The sequence below is a fragment of the Paramylibacter kogurei genome (genome assembly GCF_002742285.1).
GTDB classification, from domain to species: Bacteria; Pseudomonadota; Alphaproteobacteria; order Rhodobacterales; family Rhodobacteraceae; genus Amylibacter; species Amylibacter kogurei.
In genome coordinates this window covers 237,306-253,900 of the sequence record NZ_MDGM01000007.1, presented here as the reverse complement: position 1 = coordinate 253,900, position 16,595 = coordinate 237,306, and the positions used below count along the sequence as shown (strand labels likewise).

General features: G+C 47.9%; 13 protein-coding genes and 1 tRNA gene. 10 read left to right on the top strand and 4 right to left on the bottom strand.

Annotated features, from left to right (window positions below; genetic code table 11):
* Positions 1–131 precede the first annotated feature (131 nt).
* Positions 132–1,757 (top strand): long-chain fatty acid--CoA ligase, encoded by a 1,626-nt coding sequence (locus BFP76_RS03350; protein ID WP_099591756.1) that lies wholly within the window; start codon positions 132–134, stop codon positions 1,755–1,757.
* On the opposite strand, the gene BFP76_RS03345 is transcribed toward BFP76_RS03350, so the two are convergent.
* On the bottom strand, positions 1,743–2,951 hold the full coding sequence (locus tag BFP76_RS03345) for a multidrug effflux MFS transporter (RefSeq protein WP_099591755.1): 1,209 nt from the start codon (positions 2,949–2,951) through the stop codon (positions 1,743–1,745). The genes BFP76_RS03350 and BFP76_RS03345 overlap by 15 nt on opposite strands.
* A gap of 319 nt (positions 2,952–3,270) precedes the next feature.
* On the opposite strand from BFP76_RS03345, the gene BFP76_RS03340 reads away from it, so the two are divergent.
* The 6 genes from BFP76_RS03340 (at position 3,271) to BFP76_RS03315 (ending at position 9,521) form a co-directional block, all read left to right on the top strand.
* The gene (locus tag BFP76_RS03340; RefSeq protein ID WP_099591754.1) at positions 3,271–3,648 is read left to right on the top strand and encodes a phasin family protein; all 378 of its coding nucleotides are present in this window, start codon (positions 3,271–3,273) and stop codon (positions 3,646–3,648) included.
* 62 nt (positions 3,649–3,710) lie between these two features.
* Positions 3,711–5,339, top strand: a complete 1,629-nt coding sequence (locus tag BFP76_RS03335) for an AMP-binding protein (protein ID WP_099591753.1) — start codon at positions 3,711–3,713, stop codon at positions 5,337–5,339.
* A 13-nt stretch (positions 5,340–5,352) separates the two neighbouring features.
* On the top strand, positions 5,353–5,820 hold the full coding sequence (locus tag BFP76_RS03330) for a MaoC family dehydratase (protein WP_099591752.1): 468 nt from the start codon (positions 5,353–5,355) through the stop codon (positions 5,818–5,820).
* A 5-nt stretch (positions 5,821–5,825) separates the two neighbouring features.
* Positions 5,826–7,472 carry an alpha/beta fold hydrolase gene (locus BFP76_RS03325; RefSeq protein WP_099591751.1) on the top strand — a complete coding sequence of 549 codons (1,647 nt, stop codon included), beginning with the start codon at positions 5,826–5,828 and terminating at the stop codon, positions 7,470–7,472.
* Complete coding sequence (locus BFP76_RS03320; protein ID WP_099591750.1) at positions 7,473–8,267, top strand: alpha/beta fold hydrolase; 795 nt, start codon at positions 7,473–7,475, stop codon at positions 8,265–8,267. It begins immediately after the preceding gene.
* Positions 8,268–8,279: 12 nt separating this feature from the next.
* Positions 8,280–9,521: a DUF445 domain-containing protein gene (locus BFP76_RS03315; RefSeq protein ID WP_099591749.1), complete on the top strand. Its 1,242-nt coding sequence runs from the start codon at positions 8,280–8,282 to the stop codon at positions 9,519–9,521.
* Positions 9,522–9,537: 16 nt separating this feature from the next.
* Here BFP76_RS03315 and BFP76_RS03310 read toward each other — a convergent pair whose 3' ends face one another.
* Positions 9,538–10,140: a TetR/AcrR family transcriptional regulator gene (locus BFP76_RS03310; protein WP_165775652.1), complete on the bottom strand. Its 603-nt coding sequence runs from the start codon at positions 10,138–10,140 to the stop codon at positions 9,538–9,540.
* A 151-nt stretch (positions 10,141–10,291) separates the two neighbouring features.
* On the opposite strand from BFP76_RS03310, the gene BFP76_RS03305 reads away from it, so the two are divergent.
* Together BFP76_RS03305 and BFP76_RS03300 are read left to right on the top strand one after the other, a co-directional pair.
* Complete coding sequence (locus tag BFP76_RS03305; RefSeq protein WP_165775651.1) at positions 10,292–11,332, top strand: efflux RND transporter periplasmic adaptor subunit; 1,041 nt, start codon at positions 10,292–10,294, stop codon at positions 11,330–11,332.
* A gap of 8 nt (positions 11,333–11,340) precedes the next feature.
* Positions 11,341–14,370: an efflux RND transporter permease subunit gene (locus tag BFP76_RS03300; RefSeq protein ID WP_099591746.1), complete on the top strand. Its 3,030-nt coding sequence runs from the start codon at positions 11,341–11,343 to the stop codon at positions 14,368–14,370.
* Between the two features lie 56 nt (positions 14,371–14,426).
* Here BFP76_RS03300 and BFP76_RS03295 read toward each other — a convergent pair.
* Positions 14,427–14,501, bottom strand: a tRNA-Gln gene (locus BFP76_RS03295).
* 100 nt (positions 14,502–14,601) lie between these two features.
* On the opposite strand from BFP76_RS03295, the gene BFP76_RS03290 reads away from it, so the two are divergent.
* Entirely contained in the window at positions 14,602–15,777 is a 1,176-nt protein-coding gene (locus BFP76_RS03290; protein ID WP_099591745.1) for a BaiN/RdsA family NAD(P)/FAD-dependent oxidoreductase, read from the top strand.
* Here the strand turns inward: BFP76_RS03290 and BFP76_RS03285 are convergent.
* Positions 15,774–16,547 carry an ion transporter gene (locus BFP76_RS03285; RefSeq protein ID WP_099591923.1) on the bottom strand — a complete coding sequence of 258 codons (774 nt, stop codon included), beginning with the start codon at positions 16,545–16,547 and terminating at the stop codon, positions 15,774–15,776. The genes BFP76_RS03290 and BFP76_RS03285 overlap by 4 nt on opposite strands.
* Positions 16,548–16,595: the final 48 nt, after the last annotated feature.

Here is a 16,595-nt window from a genome sequence, read left to right as displayed (position 1 = left end):
CGGATACCTTTGTTTTGACCGGATGTTATCGAAGATAGTTTTACGCGACAAGCCAAAGCATGTTGCAACAAACCATTCACAACACTAGCCTTTCTTTCAAGAGGACAATTTTAACATTCGGGAGGTTTCGCATGCTTGGCCAAATGATGCATCGCCAGTTGACGATCAGTTCACTGGCAGAACACGCCGCAAATTATCATGGCACAACAGAGGTCGTTTCGGTTGAAACCGACGGTTCTGTGTTGCGCACAAATTGGAAAACCATCGAGCAAAACGCACGCAAATTGGCAAATGCTCTTGATCAGCTTGGAATTCAATCAGGTGCGCGTTGTGCAACGATTGCGTGGAATAACGCCCGTCATTTGGAAATCTATTTTGGTGTCGCCGGTGGTGGCATGGTGTGCCACACCATAAATCCGCGTCTGTTTCCCGAACAGTTAATTTACATAATTAATCACGCCCAAGATCAGGTTTTATTCGTTGATAAAACCTTTTTGCCTATCGCGGTTAAGCTGGGCGAACATTTAAAATCACTAAAGGCTGTGATCTTGATGGGGCCGCGCGATGACGAAGCGGCGGCGATGTTGGATGGGTTGTTGTTTTACGATGAATTGTTATCGGATGCTGACGCCAATTTTAAATGGCCAGATATTGATGAGAATAGCCCATCCAGCCTGTGTTACACATCAGGCACAACCGGCAATCCAAAGGGTGTTTTATATTCGCACCGTTCAACGGTTTTACATTCGTTGGGGGGAAATCAGCCGGATGGGTTGGCGATTTCGGCGCGCGATACGGTGCTACCAGTGGTGCCGATGTTTCATGTGAACGCATGGGGTGTGCCATATATCGCTGCGGGTGTTGGGTGCAAATTGGTGTTGCCCGGTCCTGGAATGGATGGGGACAGTTTGGTGCGTTTGATCGACGGTGAAAACGTCAGTATCGCGCTTGGCGTGCCGACCATTTGGATGGGGTTGCTTGGTGCATTGGAAGCCTCTGGCAGCAAAGCAAAATCATTAAAACGCACCGTTGTTGGCGGTTCTGCTTTGCCGCCATCGATGATCCCAATTTTCCGTGACAAATACGGGGTGGAATTAATTCATGCGTGGGGCATGACGGAAACCAGCCCGCTTGGCACCATGAATAACTTGCTGCAAAAACATTCTACCCTGTCCGACGCCCAACAGGCAGAGTTACGCCGCGGTCAGGGACGCCCGCCATATGGTGTGGAGTTGCGTCTGGTTGATGATTCAGGGGCGATATTGCCACATGATGGAACCACGCAGGGCGATTTGCAAATTCGCGGGCACTGGATCGTTGATACTTATTTTGAATCAAACAAAACCGCATGTACCGATGATGGCTGGTTTGACACAGGTGATGTGGCAACGATTGACGGCGATGGCTATTTAATCATCCGCGATCGATCAAAGGACATCATCAAATCAGGTGGTGAATGGATTTCAACGGTGGAACTGGAAAACATCGCCATTGCACATCCAGATATTGCCAACGCGGCGGCGATTGCTGCGCGTCATGAAAAATGGGATGAACGCCCCGTGTTATTGGCGATAAGGGTCGAGGGAACCACGCCAAGCGAACAAGAGATTTTGGAATTTTACGATGGTAAAATTGCCAAATGGCAAGTACCCGATCGCGTGATCTTTGTTGATGAACTGCCCCTTGGCGGGACAGGTAAAATTTTGAAAAATAAGCTGCGCGAACAATATGGCGACGTGTTGCTATCCGCCAACTGACAAGGATTGCATCCGCTTTTGTCGGCGCAATACCAGTTGCGCACAGACAAAGGCGGCAATGGCGCATAACGCAATCGCACCAATCATCGGCAATGCCGTGCCATCAAAAAATGGTGCGGTTGCAACGATAATGAGGCCACCCATGACCATCTGAATTGCGCCACCCAAAGATGAGGCAAGCCCAGCAATTTCACCATGAGGATCAAGCGCCATTACCATCGTTGATGGGATCACAAGCCCAAGCCCAGCGTTGGCACAGAACAAGCAGACAATAATTACAGGCAATGTGGCAAATCCCAAAAGCGCCAAGAGACATAACAACACCGCAAAGAATGTGAAAACGCTGGTGCCCCAGAATACAACGCGCGCCATTGTGATCCGCTCTCCCAATGGGCCTGCAAATTGTGATGCGCTGAAAAATCCGATGGCATTGACTGCGAATGCCAAGCTGAACTGCACAGGCGAAAGCCCAAATTCCCCAGTGTATACGAATGCCGCGCTGGATAAGAATACGAAAAAGCTTCCCATACCAAAGGCCCCAATCAGGGTGAGCATCATAAAATATGGATCGCTTAACAATGTTTTGCTGCCACGTTTCATGGCGCGAAAATTGATCGGAATCCGTTTTTCAGTGGGCAATGTTTCTGGCAGGATAAAAATCGCTAACAAAATGCTGATCAATGCAGCTGCGCAGAGGAAATAAAATATCAAACGCCAGCTTCCAATTGCAATCACACCGCTTCCAGCCAACGGGGCAAGCATTGGTGAAACACTAATGACCATCATAATTAACGCCATCAGGCGCGCGGCCTCTGGCCCTGTGTGCAAATCGCGAATAATGGCGCGTGGCACCACCATCACGACGGCCGCACCCAAGCCTTGGACAAATCGCCAAGCAAGCAATGCCTCTACGTTTGCTGCAACGGCACATCCAAACGAGCCGATGATAAAGATGGTCAATCCGACCAAAATCGGGCGCTTGCGCCCTGATTGATCTGCCCATGGGCCATATACCAATTGCGCCAAACCAAAAGCGGCGAAATAGGTTATGATTGTTGCTTGAACCGTTGTTTGCGCAACGCCCAAGTCATCAGCAATTGCTGGCATTGCAGGCAGATACATATCAATTGCAAACGGCCCAACAGTAGACATAAGCCCCAACACAATAGCGGCGCGAAATAATGAAATTTGCATAAGTATTCCAATGTAGTGATTTGATGCTGTTTTAACGTAGCGTCACAAACATGCAAGGGCTGCATTAAATTTGTTGGCGATAAACCCAACCCAACCTAAGGCAGACAACGCAAGTGCACAAAAAACCTGCTGCGGGTGCCTGTGTTTATGGTTGAAACCCGCGTGGCGATTATCGCCAAACTTGTATTTTAATATCGTGACGTCACAAAATCCCAATAAATTAGTGTCGCAACGTAAATGGTGCACTGCAACATTTCGGTGTTATATGCGTTTCACCACCCAGGGCACGGCCTGATTAATACATAAAAGGAATAAACAAATGACTGACACAAAGAAAACTGCAAAAACTGCAGCAGACAAAACAGCTGAAACAGTTCAAGACGTAAACAACACATTCACAGATGCAAAATCTGCTGTGAGCGAAGCTGCTTCTGCTTACGTTTCTGGTGTAACTGCAATCACCAAATCAGTTTTTGGTATCGGCAAAGAAATCGCACAAGAAACTGTTGATCACGGCAAGATGAGCATGAAAGCAAACTGCATGCGCAGCCTTGTTGAAATGCAAGCTGGTTACGTACAGCACCGCGTTGAATCATCAACTGTACACTTCAAAACAGTTGCTGACGTTACGACAGAAAGCGTGAAAAACGTATATGCACCGATTGCTGAGCTGGTCAACAATCGCAAAGCTGCTTAATATTTTTTGAAAGGGCAGCGTTCTTGCTGCCCTTTTTTTATAATATAGGGAGGGGAGAACCTATGTCTCGACATTGGCAAGATAGCTATGATGATGGCGTTCCAGCAGAAATCAATGCAGAAGCATACAAAGATGTAAGCGCATTATTTCAAGACGCTGCGATCAAGTTTTCAGATAAACCCGCGTTGGAATGTTTTGGTCACACGACCAGCTATGAAACATTGGAAACGCTTTCCCGAAATTTCGCAGCCTATCTTCAAGGTTCGCTCAACATCAAACGCGGTGATCGTATCGCGTTGATGGCCCCAAATGTGCCGGCATTCGTGATTGCGATGTTTGGCATTATCCGTGCAGGTGCAGTGCAGGTGAATGTAAATCCGCTGTATACGCCGCGTGAATTGAAACATCAGCTGAATGATGCAGGTGCAGAAACCATCGTGGTTTTTGGCGGGGTCTCTGCGACATTGGCCGAAATCATTGACGACACACCAATCACCAAAGTTATCGGTTTGGATTTGGGTGATGGCACCCAATTGCCAATCCCAAGCCCTGCATTGGATGAACGTCTTACCGATACAACGCCGCTAGCATCTGCATTGGAAATGGGTGCAAGCATGGAATTGCGTGATCCGGGTTTAACCAATGCCGACACGATATTTTTCCAATACACGGGTGGCACAACAGGTCTGTCCAAGGGTGCAGTGTTAAGCCATCGCAATATCGTTGCGAACGCAGAACAATACAAAGCGGTGGTACCACAAGCGTCGAATGTTGGTTCTGAAATCATGGTTGGCGCGCTGCCAATGTATCATATTTTTGGGCTGATGTTGTCCATCGCCTATCTGTCGTTGGGTGGGAAAATCGTATTGATCCCCAACCCACGCGATATGGACAGCTTTATCGACAGCATCAAGAACGCAAAAATCACGGTGATGCCAGGTGTGAATACGCTGTTCGCCGGATTGGCAATGCATCCACGTGTGAACGAGATCGATTTTTCAGACCTAAAAATTTCGATCGGTGGCGGGGCTGCTGTGATCGAAGCAACATCTGAAAAATGGAAATCCATTACAGGCAAACATATCAAAGAAGGTTATGGCCTGTCCGAAACATCACCGTTGTTATGTATTAATCCCGCATCTGTTGAATTTTTCTCGGGCACATGTGGTTTGCCTGTTTCATCATCTGATGTGAAATTGCTGGATGAAAACGACAATATCGCCCCCATTGGTGAGCGTGGTGAAATTTGTTGCACTGGCCCACAGGTTATGTCGGGCTATTGGAATAATGATGCGGCCAACGCCGAAGCATTCACCAAAGACGGATATTTTCGCACAGGTGATATCGGTATTTTTGACGAAGCTGGATATTTGAAAATCGTTGATCGCAAGAAAGACATGATCATCGTGTCTGGCTTCAACGTATTCCCAAATGAAATCGAAGCAATCGTCACCGCCGCTGATGGTGTTGCCGAATGCGCATGTATTGGGGTGAGCGATGAAAAAACGGGCGAAGCCATCAAAATTTTCGTCGTAAAATCAGCCGATTCCACAATCACAGAAGACCAATTGATCGCGCATTGTCGCACCGAATTAACGGGGTACAAAATCCCACGCCACGTTCATTTTTTAACAGAATTACCAAAATCAAATGTAGGGAAAATCTTGCGACGCGAGTTGCGCGATAACTGAAAGGATTACTAACATGTCTGCACCCAAAGGCTATGCACTATCCACATTAAAAGATCACATCGACCACGATTTTGGCTCTTCCGAGCCAATGAAAATTACACAGCATCGGATCAATACATTTGCCGATGCCACGGGCGATTATCAATGGATTCATACAGACGTTGCCAAGGCAAAAAAATATAGCCCCTTTGGTGGCACGGTTGCGCATGGGTTTTTATCATTGTCCTTCGTTGCAGGTGCAATGGCATCAACAGGTATCGTTCCCAAAGAAGCAAAAGGTGTTTTGAATTACGGCGTAGAGGGTGTACGCTTCTTGTCACCTGTTCTGTCTGGTTCTGAGGTCACCGCAAGTTTTGTGCTCAAGGACGTGGTAGAAAAAGGCAAAGGCCAATACCTAATTCATGTTGATGCGACCGTAAGTGTGCCCGGTGCCGAAAAACCCGCACTTGTTGGTACATTTCTCGCAATGGTTATGGGGTAAATACGATGTCAGACAACAAACTTGAATCAAGCACCCAAATGATGATGGAGATGCTTTCGTTTTACACCAAGGCATTTTCCAATCCGATGTTGACCGCAGCACAAATGCAAGCGCTTGGCACAGGGTATTTTAACATGATGACAGGTAAATCGCCGATCATGCCACCAAAGGGTGATAAACGCTGGCGCGATCCTGTTTGGGCCACCAACCCGTTTTACGGCATGATGATGCAAAGCTATCTGTTGTGGTGCCAAGAATTGGAAAAATGGTTGTCAGGGCTTGGTCTGGACGAGCGAAGCGAAATGCGTGCCAAATTGGCATTGTCATTGTTAACCGATACCGTTTCGCCAACCAACACATTGGCGGGCAATCCAACCGCGATGAAGGTCACGCTGGATCACGGTGGTAAAAATCTGGTTCAGGGTTTCAAAAACTTTATGAGCGATATGAAAGACAATAATGGTCTGCCATCAACCGTTGATAAATCGAAATTTGAAGTCGGCAAAAATCTTGCGACCAGCGAAGGTCAGGTAATTTATCGCGAAGAACAGCTAGAGCTGATCGAATATGCGCCAAAAACCGAAGAGATTTTCGAAACACCAATTTTCATCGTTCCACCACAAATCAACAAATTTTACGTCTGGGATTTGGCAAAGGGGCGTTCAATCGTTGAATATCTGACGGAACGCGGACATCGCGTGTTTATTGTAAGCTGGCGTAACCCATCATCGGATCAATCCGATTGGGGTTTGAACAGCTATATCGAAGCATTGGATCGCGCAACAGAGGTCGCATGTGAAATCAGCAAATCAGACAAGTTGAATATGATCGGCGCATGTTCTGGTGGTTTGACGGCGGCGGCGCTTCAGGCTTATTGGGGTGCGCGTAAAATTGATCGTGCCAATACATTCACGCTTTTGGTTGCGATTTTGGATATCGAAGGTGGCAAAAACACATCCATGGGATTGTTTGCCAATATCGAAACCCTTGAAATTGCCAAGATGTTTTCAAAATCCAAAGGCGTGCTAGAGGGCAAAGATCTGGAACGCGCATTCGCATGGTTGCGCCCGAATGATTTGATTTGGGCATATTGGGTGAATAACTATCTATGTGGCAACAGCGCGCCAACATTTGATATTTTGTTCTGGAATGCAGATACAACCAACTTGCCCGCGACATTCCACCGTGACTTGATTGATTTGCTATCAAATGGCGGTTTTGGTGATGGGCCAAATTGGGATGTGAATGGTACAACGATTGATTTGAAAAACGTGACTTGTGATACATATATCGTGGGTGGCGAAACCGATCATATCACGCCGTGGGATGGTTGTTATTTGACAACTGGTCTGTTGGGCGGCAACACTGAATTTGTACTGTCACAAGCGGGACATATTCAATCGTTGATTAACCCTCCGGGCAATCCACGCGCCAAGTTTATGACTAATTCTGGCAAGCACAGCACAACCGAAGAATTCTTGGAAGGTGCCGAGCAACATTCAGGAAGCTGGTGGCCACACTGGATGAATTGGACCGAGCAACGCTCTGGTAAAAAAATCAAGGCGCCTAAAAAATTGGGGTCCGCAAAACATAAACCATTGTGCCCTTCACCTGGTACATATGTGTCAAAAAAACCGGAGAAAGCAACCTGAATGGAAACCTTGACGAAAACGATTTGCGGGCTTGAAATTCGCGTTGGTATATTTGGGAAACAAGATTCCGAACGCACGATCCTGTTTTTCAATGGGATCGGCGCACGCCTTGAAGCAGCGGAAAAATTCGCTGATTTCTTGCCTGAATGCCGCATCGTAACATTTGATGTCCCCGGCGTTGGTAAATCACCAGCACCAAAGGCACCATATCGCCCCGTTCTTTTGTCAAAAATGGCCGCCATTTTGCTGGATAAATTGGGCATCGACAAAGTTGATGTATTTGGCATTTCATGGGGCGGTGCAATCGCGCAGCAATTCGTCAAGGATCACCAAGATCGTTGTAACACCATGACCTTGGCCGCCACATCCGCTGGGATGGTGATGGTTCCTGGGAAATTGAGCGCCATGTTGAAAATGGTTACACCCAAGCGGTATTTTAACCCCAACTATATGTTGGAAGTGGCACCAAAAATTTACGGCGGAACCATTGGTGAAAACATCGAACAACTGGAAGAATTCGCAAAAATGGTGATGGGCGGGTCAACCCGTGGTTATCTGTATCAATTGCTTGCGGGTTACGGTTGGACAAGCTGGCTTTGGCTGCCACAAATCAAGGTTCCAACTTTGATTTTGATGGGCAATGCAGATCGTATCGTTCCCCCATCAAATGGGCGGATATTGAATAGTCGTTTGCCAAACAGTCGTTTGGAATATCTGGATTGCGGGCATTTGTTTATGATGACAAAGCCACAAGAAACCACGCAGCTCATGCGGGATTTCTACGCAGAACACTAATGAAAATGTCCAATGCCGCGATCCGTTTCAACAGAGTTCAGGCGTAACAAGGCAATCGCAACGGGGTTGCTGTTGATCACAACGGCAATCTTCGTTGCAACATTGTTTGTGCCGTCACCATCAAATTGGGTTTTGTTTATCCAAGCGGTCGCAGAGGCGGGCATGATTGGTGGTTTGGCCGATTGGTTCGCTGTCGAAGCATTGTTTCGCCATCCTTTGGGCATTCCCGTTCCCCACACGGCCTTGCTCCCCAAAAGCAAAAACCGCGTTGCCAAAAACGTGGGTGATTTCATCACCAAACATTTTTTGAAACCAGACCTGATCCGTGAAAAACTATTCGATATGAATGTTGGTGCGGCCGTCAAAGATTGGTTGCTGGTGCCGAGCAATACGCAATTGATTTCTCAAAAGGCGGCGATCGTTTTGAAATCAAACCTGCACGAAACGGGCCCATCGGAACCACCAGCATTTTTCAAATTAATGTTGCGCAGCTTGCTCATGCGGCCACAACGCGAAGCGTTTTTTAATCGTATGATCACCAAATTGATGGCGTCAGATTTACGCGATGATGTGATTGATTATGGGCTTATTGCCGTGAAAACCTTGATCGACGATAGCCGCGATAGCGTCACAAAATTGGTCCAAGATCGAAGCCGCTGGTGGATCGCATCCACGGCGGACCGTCGTTTTTCGCAAATGTTGATTGATGAAATGATCAAAATGATCGACGAATTATTGGATCATAAATCCGAATTACGCGCCCAGTTTGACAATGCAATGACGGGTTTTACAACTGACCCAAAACAAAGCGCAAATATCGGGCGCACAGTACAAGGCGTTTTGTTGCAATTGGTGGATAGCGATGAATTTGACGAAATTGTTGCGACTTTCATTCGAGGATTGAAACGATCACTTGATGAAGATTTGCAAAATGACATTGGCCATACCACGGGTTTCATCGAAAACACATTGTTATCCGTGGCGCAAAAACTGGACGCAAATCCAGATGATTTGGCCATATTGAACCAAGAGCTTTCCAACGGGGCGGGCGAATTTGTTGAACGCCTATCCGCCAGCGCATCAGAATTTATTGCCAGCACAATTAAAACGTGGGACGAGGCAGAGATGGTCGAACTTTTCGAAAGCCAAGTGGGCAGCGATCTGCAATTCATCCGTATGAACGGAACATTGCTCGGCGGTCTTATTGGTGGCGTTCTGTTTTTCCTATCCGAAGCATTAAAGCATTTTATGTGATCAGGCGGCTGTCGTTTTAAACGCCTTTATCATTTGCCCATTCAAGGATCATATTTGGAATTGCGGTTTCCAGCGTGCGATGGGCGCTGTCAATTTTACCAGCTTGGCGTAATACGGCCCCACCGATCAGGGTTGCGATCAAAATATCGACCTTGGATTGAATGTCCAAATCGGGCTTTAGTTCCCCCCGATTTTTACCCAGTTCCAACGCATCAACGAAACAGCGCCGCAAGTTTTCGAAATATTGTTCAATGCGATGATCAACATCTTGGTCGCCACGCGGAAATTCGTTAACAGCCGTGCGCAACAGGCAACCTTTTTCCTGCGCTTCTTTGAAATACTCGCGTTGCGTGATGTTTTCGAACCACTGCGTGATTGCGGGTAATACCTGTCCTGATGGCAGCGGTAAAAAGATCGTGAAGTCGGTGCTTAGATAATGATCAAGTGTCGCCAAAAAGAAAGATTTTTTACCGCCGTATTCGCGTTGCAACGTGAAGCGAGTCAGGCCGGTTTGTTCTTCGATTTGCCTTGTACTCACCGCGTTATAGCCGTTTTGCCAGAATAAATCCTGTGCCGCATCCATCGCTTGTTGATGTGTTACATTTCGCGCACGCGCCATTTTGAATATCCTGTTGCAATTTGTTTTCATTCAGCTAAACGCATTTCTATCCGCGCGGATAGCATGGATAATATGAATGTTACAATCAATTATATGAATGCAAACGAAACTGACCGTCGTGTTCGTTTGTGTGATCTCAAGGAACGCAGTTATGTCGCTTTTTCGGTTCATTTCAATTCTTGCCCTGCTATTTTCAACCCAATCGGTATTTGCACAAGACGCAATAAAAGCAGCGAAAATTTTCACCGTTCCATCTAATGAAACAACCGCAACACGACAGTTTTTTGGCAAGGTTGTTGCCAAAGAAACGGTTGATCTGGCCTTTCGTGTTGGCGGGCAAATCGAAAATTTCCCAGTGATCGAAGGTGAATTTATTGCCAAGGGTGACTTGATCGCCGAATTGGATCGCGAGATTTTTGAACTGGCGTTGGATCAGGCGCGACTAGAGATGGATCAATCCAAACGTACACTTGATCGGTTGAATAAATTGCGTGGCAATACGGTGAGCCAAACGGCAGTTGACGATGCACGCACGGCATTTGAATTATCCGAACTTGCGGTGCGCCGCGCTGAACGCGATTTGCAAGAAACCAGAATTGTTGCGCCGTTTGATGCATTGGTTGCATCCCGCAATGTTGCCAATTTTTCATCCGTAAATGCAGGCACCGCGGTCGCACGTTTACATGATATGTCAGAAGTACGCATCGAAATCGATGCACCAGAGGTTTTGTTTCAACGCGCAGGTTTGAACCCAAAAGTGGACGCATGGGCAAAATTTCATCTTAACGATCAAAAATTTCCATTGGAAATTCGCGAATTTAACGCCGAGGCATCTGCAATTGGTCAAACATTGACGGTGACATTTGGGATGGAACCACCTAAAAACATGCTGATTATTCCTGGATTATCGGCGTCGGTGTTTGCGACGTTGAAATCACAACAAGCATTCCCAACCATCCCATCATCAGCTGTGCACACGAAAAACGATGGCACCCCCGTTGTGATGGTATTTAATCCCACAGATGAACCCAACGGAACCGTAACCGAGGTTGAGATTGAAATCAGACCAAGCCCAACTGGCAAGGTCGAAGTCATTAGCGGATTAACAGCGGGGCAAGAAATTGTCGCAAGCGGTGGTGCAAACCTTAACACAGGTGACAGCATCAAACGCTTCTCTGGTTTTGCGAATTGAGTTGAAAAATGAATATTGCACGCGCGTCGATTGAGCGACCATTACAAACTTGGTTGGTGATCCTAATTTGCCTGTTAGGTGGCATTTGGGGTTTCTTTAATCTGGGACGATTGGAAGATCCCGCATTCACAATTAAAACCGCGATTGTCATCACACAATATCCTGGTGCCGATGCGGAACAGGTTGCGCGTGAAATTTCCGAACCATTGGAATCTGAAATCCAAAAAATGTCCGAGGTGAAGGATATTAAATCCATGAACCAACCGGGCCTGTCATGGATTACCGTTGATATGAAAGACACATATGACGGTGATCAGCTGCCTGAAATCTGGACGAAATTGCGCAACAAGGTCAACGCATCCAACCTGCCCAGTGGCGCATCTACGCCCGTGGTGAACGATGGGTTTGGTGACGTGTTTGGGATGTATTACGCGGTTACTGCACCTGGGTATAGCGATGCTGAAATCTACGAACTGTCTACATTTTTGCGCCGTGAATTGTTAACCGTTGAGGGTGTTGCAGATGTTGTGACCTCTGGCGTTCCAAACGAGGTGATCTATGTCGAACCTGATCTAACGATCAGCTCTAATCTCGGCGTGCCACCTACCACTTTGCAATCGGCATTGAGCAGTGCGGACAATGTTGTTGATGGGGGTGCAATTGAATCTGTCGAAGGGCGCACCTTGATCCAAGGGCCAAGTGGCAATGATAGCGTTTCCGAAATCGCGGGTCTTTCGGTTGGCGTTGCAGGGAATGTTTTAAATTTTTCCGATTTTTCAAATGTATTTCGTGGGCGCGAGCAAAACCCAAATCTGATCATTCGCCACAATGGCGCGGAGGCATTCACAATCGGTGTTGCGGGTATTGCAACTGAAAATATCGTGGATGTTGGCAAACGTGCCGATGCGAAACTCGCCGAACTGGACGCTGATATCCCATTGGGGGTAGAGCTTCATCCGATTTATCAACAACATAGCGTTGTTGAAGAAGCGTCCAACGCATTTTTGGTTAACTTGGCCATGTCCGTTGCCATTGTTGTCATCGTTCTGGCGCTGTTCATGGGGTGGCGTGCAGCGATTGTTGTGGGATCAACGCTATTGCTAACGGTGATGGGCACGTTGTTGTTCATGGCAATCTTTTCGATTGAAATGGAACGCATTTCGCTTGGCGCATTGATTATTGCGATGGGGATGTTGGTGGATAACGCCATCGTTGTTGCCGAAGGGATGCAAATTGGTATGAAGCGCGGGCAAAATGCCCATGATGCCGCCGATGACGCAGCACAGAAAACCCAAATTCCCTTGTTGGGTGCAACGGTAATCGGGATTATGGCCTTTGCCGGTATCGGGTTGAGCCCTGATGCAACAGGCGAATTTTTGTTTTCTCTGTTTGCTGTGATTTCGATTTCTCTGCTATTGTCTTGGATCCTTGGTCTGACCGCGACACCATTGTTGGGGCATTACTTTTTCAAACAAGGTTCGGGGGATGACGGCGATGCCTATGGCGGGCTGATGTTCCAAATATATGGGCGCATGTTGCGCGCTTGTCTGCGCTTTTGGTGGGTTGTGATACCGGGTCTGTTGGCAATTACGGTGGTATGTTTCGGCCTGTTTGGGCAAATCAAACAACAGTTTTTCCCAGACAGTAATACGCCGCTATTCTTTGTGCATTACAAATTGGAACAGGGCGCATCAATTCACGAAACATCGCGCGATCTGCGCATCTTGGAAAAATGGTTGTCAGAACAAGACGACGTGGTCGCCGCAACAAGTTACGCTGGCGAAGGTGCCGCACGTTTCATGTTGACCTATCAATCAGAAGACCCAAATCCCAGCTATGGCCATATCATTGTGCGCACGCAAACTGTGGATATGATTGCGCCCCTCATCGCACGCATGGAAACATTCGCAGAAATGGCCGTGCCACAGGGTGAGTTCCGCGCCAAACGTTTGGCCTTTGGTCCAGGTGGCGGTGCGCCAATCCAAGTGCGTTTTTCTGGGCCTGATCCAACCGTATTGCGTGACTTGGCAGATGCCGCAATTTTGCGTCTTACGGACGCCTCGTCAAATGTGTTGAAACCGCGTGTGGATTGGCGCGAAATGGAACAAGTGCTGCGCCCAATCTATGCCACGCAACGCGCCCAAGAGGCGGGTATCACACGCGATCAAATTACCACCACTTTGCGATTTGCCACAGAAGGATTGCAAGCGGGTGTCTATCGCGAAGGCGAACGTCAAATCCCGATCTTGTTGCGCGTAAACCCCGATGCGAACGTGGCATTGACGGATCATCTGCTCTTTTCAGCCAGCAGCAATGAAATAATCCCTTTTGAACAGGTGATTGATGGGCTGAGATTTGAATCCCAAAATACATTGGTTCACAGACGGGATCGTGTTTACACCATCACCGTCAGCGCCGAAGTTTCAAAATCTTTGACCGCGGCACAGGTGCAATCGGATGTCCAAGAAACCATTGATACCATGCCCTTGCCAGATGGTTACAAAATGGAATGGGGGGGCGAATACGAAAGTTCGCGCGACGCCCAAGCCAGCTTGGCCGGCCAATTACCGATCAGCGCATTGATCATGGTGTTGATCTCGGTCCTTTTGTTTAATGCTTTGCGCCAACCGTTGATCGTTTGGTTGTTGGTTCCGATGTCTGTGAATGGCGTCAGCTTGGCATTGTTGGGAACAGGATTGCCGTTTACCTTTACCGCGCTCTTGGGGTTGCTGTCGTTGTCGGGGATGCTGATCAAAAACGGTATTGTTCTGGTCGAAGAAATCGACATCGTGCGTCGCGAAAAATCCCATCTTACATTGCAAGACGCGATTATAGAGGCGTCAACATCGCGTCTGCGTCCGGTTATTTTGGCTTCTGCCACAACAATCTTGGGGATGATCCCGCTGATCTGGGATGCGTTTTTCCAATCCATGGCGATTACCATCATGGGTGGGCTTGCCTTTGCATCGATCCTGACGCTGATTGCGGCACCTGTATTTTACTACGTGTTTTTCATGCGTGAAATGGCCAGAGTGTGAAGGTGCCGCACCCTCAGCAAATGATAGATATGACGTTGGTTCTGATTTTGAGGTATTGGCTGGGTCGGTAGGACTCGAACCTACAATCTACGCTACCAAAAAGCGGTGCATTACCATTATGCTACGACCCAACTGCGCTGCTATTTACTGCGAGCGGGGGTGTCCTGCAACCCCTAAAACGCAGAAATCTGATGCTTGTTTGTCATTGCGATACAGCGTAACGCATTTCTTATGAAAAAGGTAGATGTGATCATTATTGGTGCGGGCGCTGCTGGCATGATGTGCGCGATCGAGGCAGGTCGTCGTAGGCGTTCGGTTCTGGTCTTGGATCACGCGAAAAAAGCGGGTGAAAAAATCCGTATATCGGGTGGTGGACGGTGCAATTTCACCAATATGAATATCGCACCTGATCGTTTTTTGTCGCAAAATCAACGATTTGCCCTGTCAGCGTTGAAACGCTATACGCAATGGGATTTTATTGACCGCGTGGCACGTGCGCATATTCCATATCATGAAAAAACACTGGGACAATTGTTTTGCGATAACTCCGCACAAGACATTATCGACATGTTGTTGAATGATATGGACGCCGTAGGTGTCTATCTTGAATTGGAAACCTCGGTGGTTTCTGTGGAAAAGGACGACAATTTTATTGTTGAAACCAGCCAAGGGCGCGTCGAATCGCAATCGCTGGTTGTCGCTTGTGGCGGTAAATCGATTCCGAAAATGGGGGCCAGTGGGCTTGGCTATAAAATCGCCGAACAATTTGGGTTGAATATCGTTGAAACCCGCCCTGCGCTTGTCCCGCTAACCTTTGCCCAACAAGATTTGGAACCGATCAAGGCGATGGCGGGTACATCCGTGTTTGCGTCTGTTACATGTAACAACACCACATTTGACGAGGGTTTTTTGTTCACACATCGGGGGTTATCTGGCCCGTCGATTTTGCAAATCTCATCCTATTGGCGCGAGGGGGATGCGTTATCGGTGAACCTATTGCCCGCATATGATGTGGTTGAAAAACTTCGCGATGCACGGGCCACTGCTGGGCGTGTTGCACCCCATACCGCACTGGCAAAACATTTGCCCAGAACACTGGCGGCATATGTGGCACAACAGGCTGGGTTAACAGGGAATTTGGCGGATCAATCCGATGAACGATTGGCGCATCTGGGGCGCGCTGTTCATCAATGGCAAATTAAACCTGTCGGATCAGAGGGGTATCGCACCGCAGAGGTTACTTTGGGTGGGGTGGATACCGACGATCTGGATGCCAAAACCATGCAGGCACGCGATGTCGATGGGCTTTATTTTGTTGGCGAGGTTGTGGATGTCACGGGCTGGCTTGGTGGGTATAATTTCCAATGGGCGTGGTCGTCGGGCTGGGCCGCGGGACAGGTTGTTTAACCTTTGCTTTGCGCATCCAGTTTGCGTTCGATCTGCGCCAAACGTTCCAATACTTCATCGCGATAACTTTCGGTCAGAACACCTTCTTCTTCGTGATGGGCATCTTGCATGGAATTCACGATCAAACCCACCAACAGGTTCACAACCGCAAATGTGGTGGCCAGAATGAACGGGATGAAAAACATCCATGCTAGCGGATACACCACCATTACGGGGCGCACGATACCCATAGACCAGCTTTCAAGCGTCATGATCTGGAATAATGAATAGGCCGATCGGGGCAGGTTGCCAAACCATTCGGGGAATTGATCGCCAAACAAATTTGTCGCAATGACCGAGCTGATGTAAAAAATAATGGCCATTAGCAAAAATACCGACGCCATGCCAGGCAGGGCGGTAACGAACCCTTCGACCACACGGCGTAAACGGGGGGCGGCGGACAGCACGCGAAACACGCGCAACACACGCAAGGCACGTAGTGCTGACAGGCTCTGCCCCGCAGGGACAAGAGCAATAGCCACAATCAGAAAATCAAAAATGTTCCACCCATCGCGGAAAAACCGCAAACCACGGGCGTAAATCTTCGCAGCAATTTCGGTGATAAAAATCGACAGGCAAGCGAAATCAAGCACGCGCACCATTCCAGAAAACCGCGCCATAACCGAATCCACGGTTTCCAGCCCCATCAATGCGGCATTAAATATAATGACGCCAAGGATGAAATTTTTGGTGAAAGATCGGTCAAGTATTTTCGCGATAGTTTCGCGCATGATCGCTGTGCCTGTATTTGATATTCGTCCACGGTGATATGGCGCGAA

What these genes read in the sequence shown, in the direction of transcription:
- BFP76_RS03335 (WP_099591753.1), top strand. Translation starts at nt 3,711, where the DNA reads ATGTCTCGACATTGGCAAGATAGCTATGATGATGGCGTTCCAGCAGAA.
- BFP76_RS03350 (WP_099591756.1), top strand. Translation starts at nt 132, where the DNA reads ATGCTTGGCCAAATGATGCATCGCCAGTTGACGATCAGTTCACTGGCA.
- BFP76_RS03345 (WP_099591755.1), bottom strand. Translation starts at nt 2,951, where the DNA reads ATGCAAATTTCATTATTTCGCGCCGCTATTGTGTTGGGGCTTATGTCT.
- BFP76_RS03315 (WP_099591749.1), top strand. Translation starts at nt 8,280, where the DNA reads ATGCCGCGATCCGTTTCAACAGAGTTCAGGCGTAACAAGGCAATCGCA.
- BFP76_RS03310 (WP_165775652.1), bottom strand. Translation starts at nt 10,140, where the DNA reads ATGGCGCGTGCGCGAAATGTAACACATCAACAAGCGATGGATGCGGCA.
- BFP76_RS03325 (WP_099591751.1), top strand. Translation starts at nt 5,826, where the DNA reads ATGTCAGACAACAAACTTGAATCAAGCACCCAAATGATGATGGAGATG.
- BFP76_RS03290 (WP_099591745.1), top strand. Translation starts at nt 14,602, where the DNA reads ATGAAAAAGGTAGATGTGATCATTATTGGTGCGGGCGCTGCTGGCATG.
- BFP76_RS03340 (WP_099591754.1), top strand. Translation starts at nt 3,271, where the DNA reads ATGACTGACACAAAGAAAACTGCAAAAACTGCAGCAGACAAAACAGCT.
- BFP76_RS03300 (WP_099591746.1), top strand. Translation starts at nt 11,341, where the DNA reads ATGAATATTGCACGCGCGTCGATTGAGCGACCATTACAAACTTGGTTG.
- BFP76_RS03285 (WP_099591923.1), bottom strand. Translation starts at nt 16,547, where the DNA reads ATGCGCGAAACTATCGCGAAAATACTTGACCGATCTTTCACCAAAAAT.
- BFP76_RS03330 (WP_099591752.1), top strand. Translation starts at nt 5,353, where the DNA reads ATGTCTGCACCCAAAGGCTATGCACTATCCACATTAAAAGATCACATC.
- BFP76_RS03320 (WP_099591750.1), top strand. Translation starts at nt 7,473, where the DNA reads ATGGAAACCTTGACGAAAACGATTTGCGGGCTTGAAATTCGCGTTGGT.
- BFP76_RS03305 (WP_165775651.1), top strand. Translation starts at nt 10,292, where the DNA reads ATGTCGCTTTTTCGGTTCATTTCAATTCTTGCCCTGCTATTTTCAACC.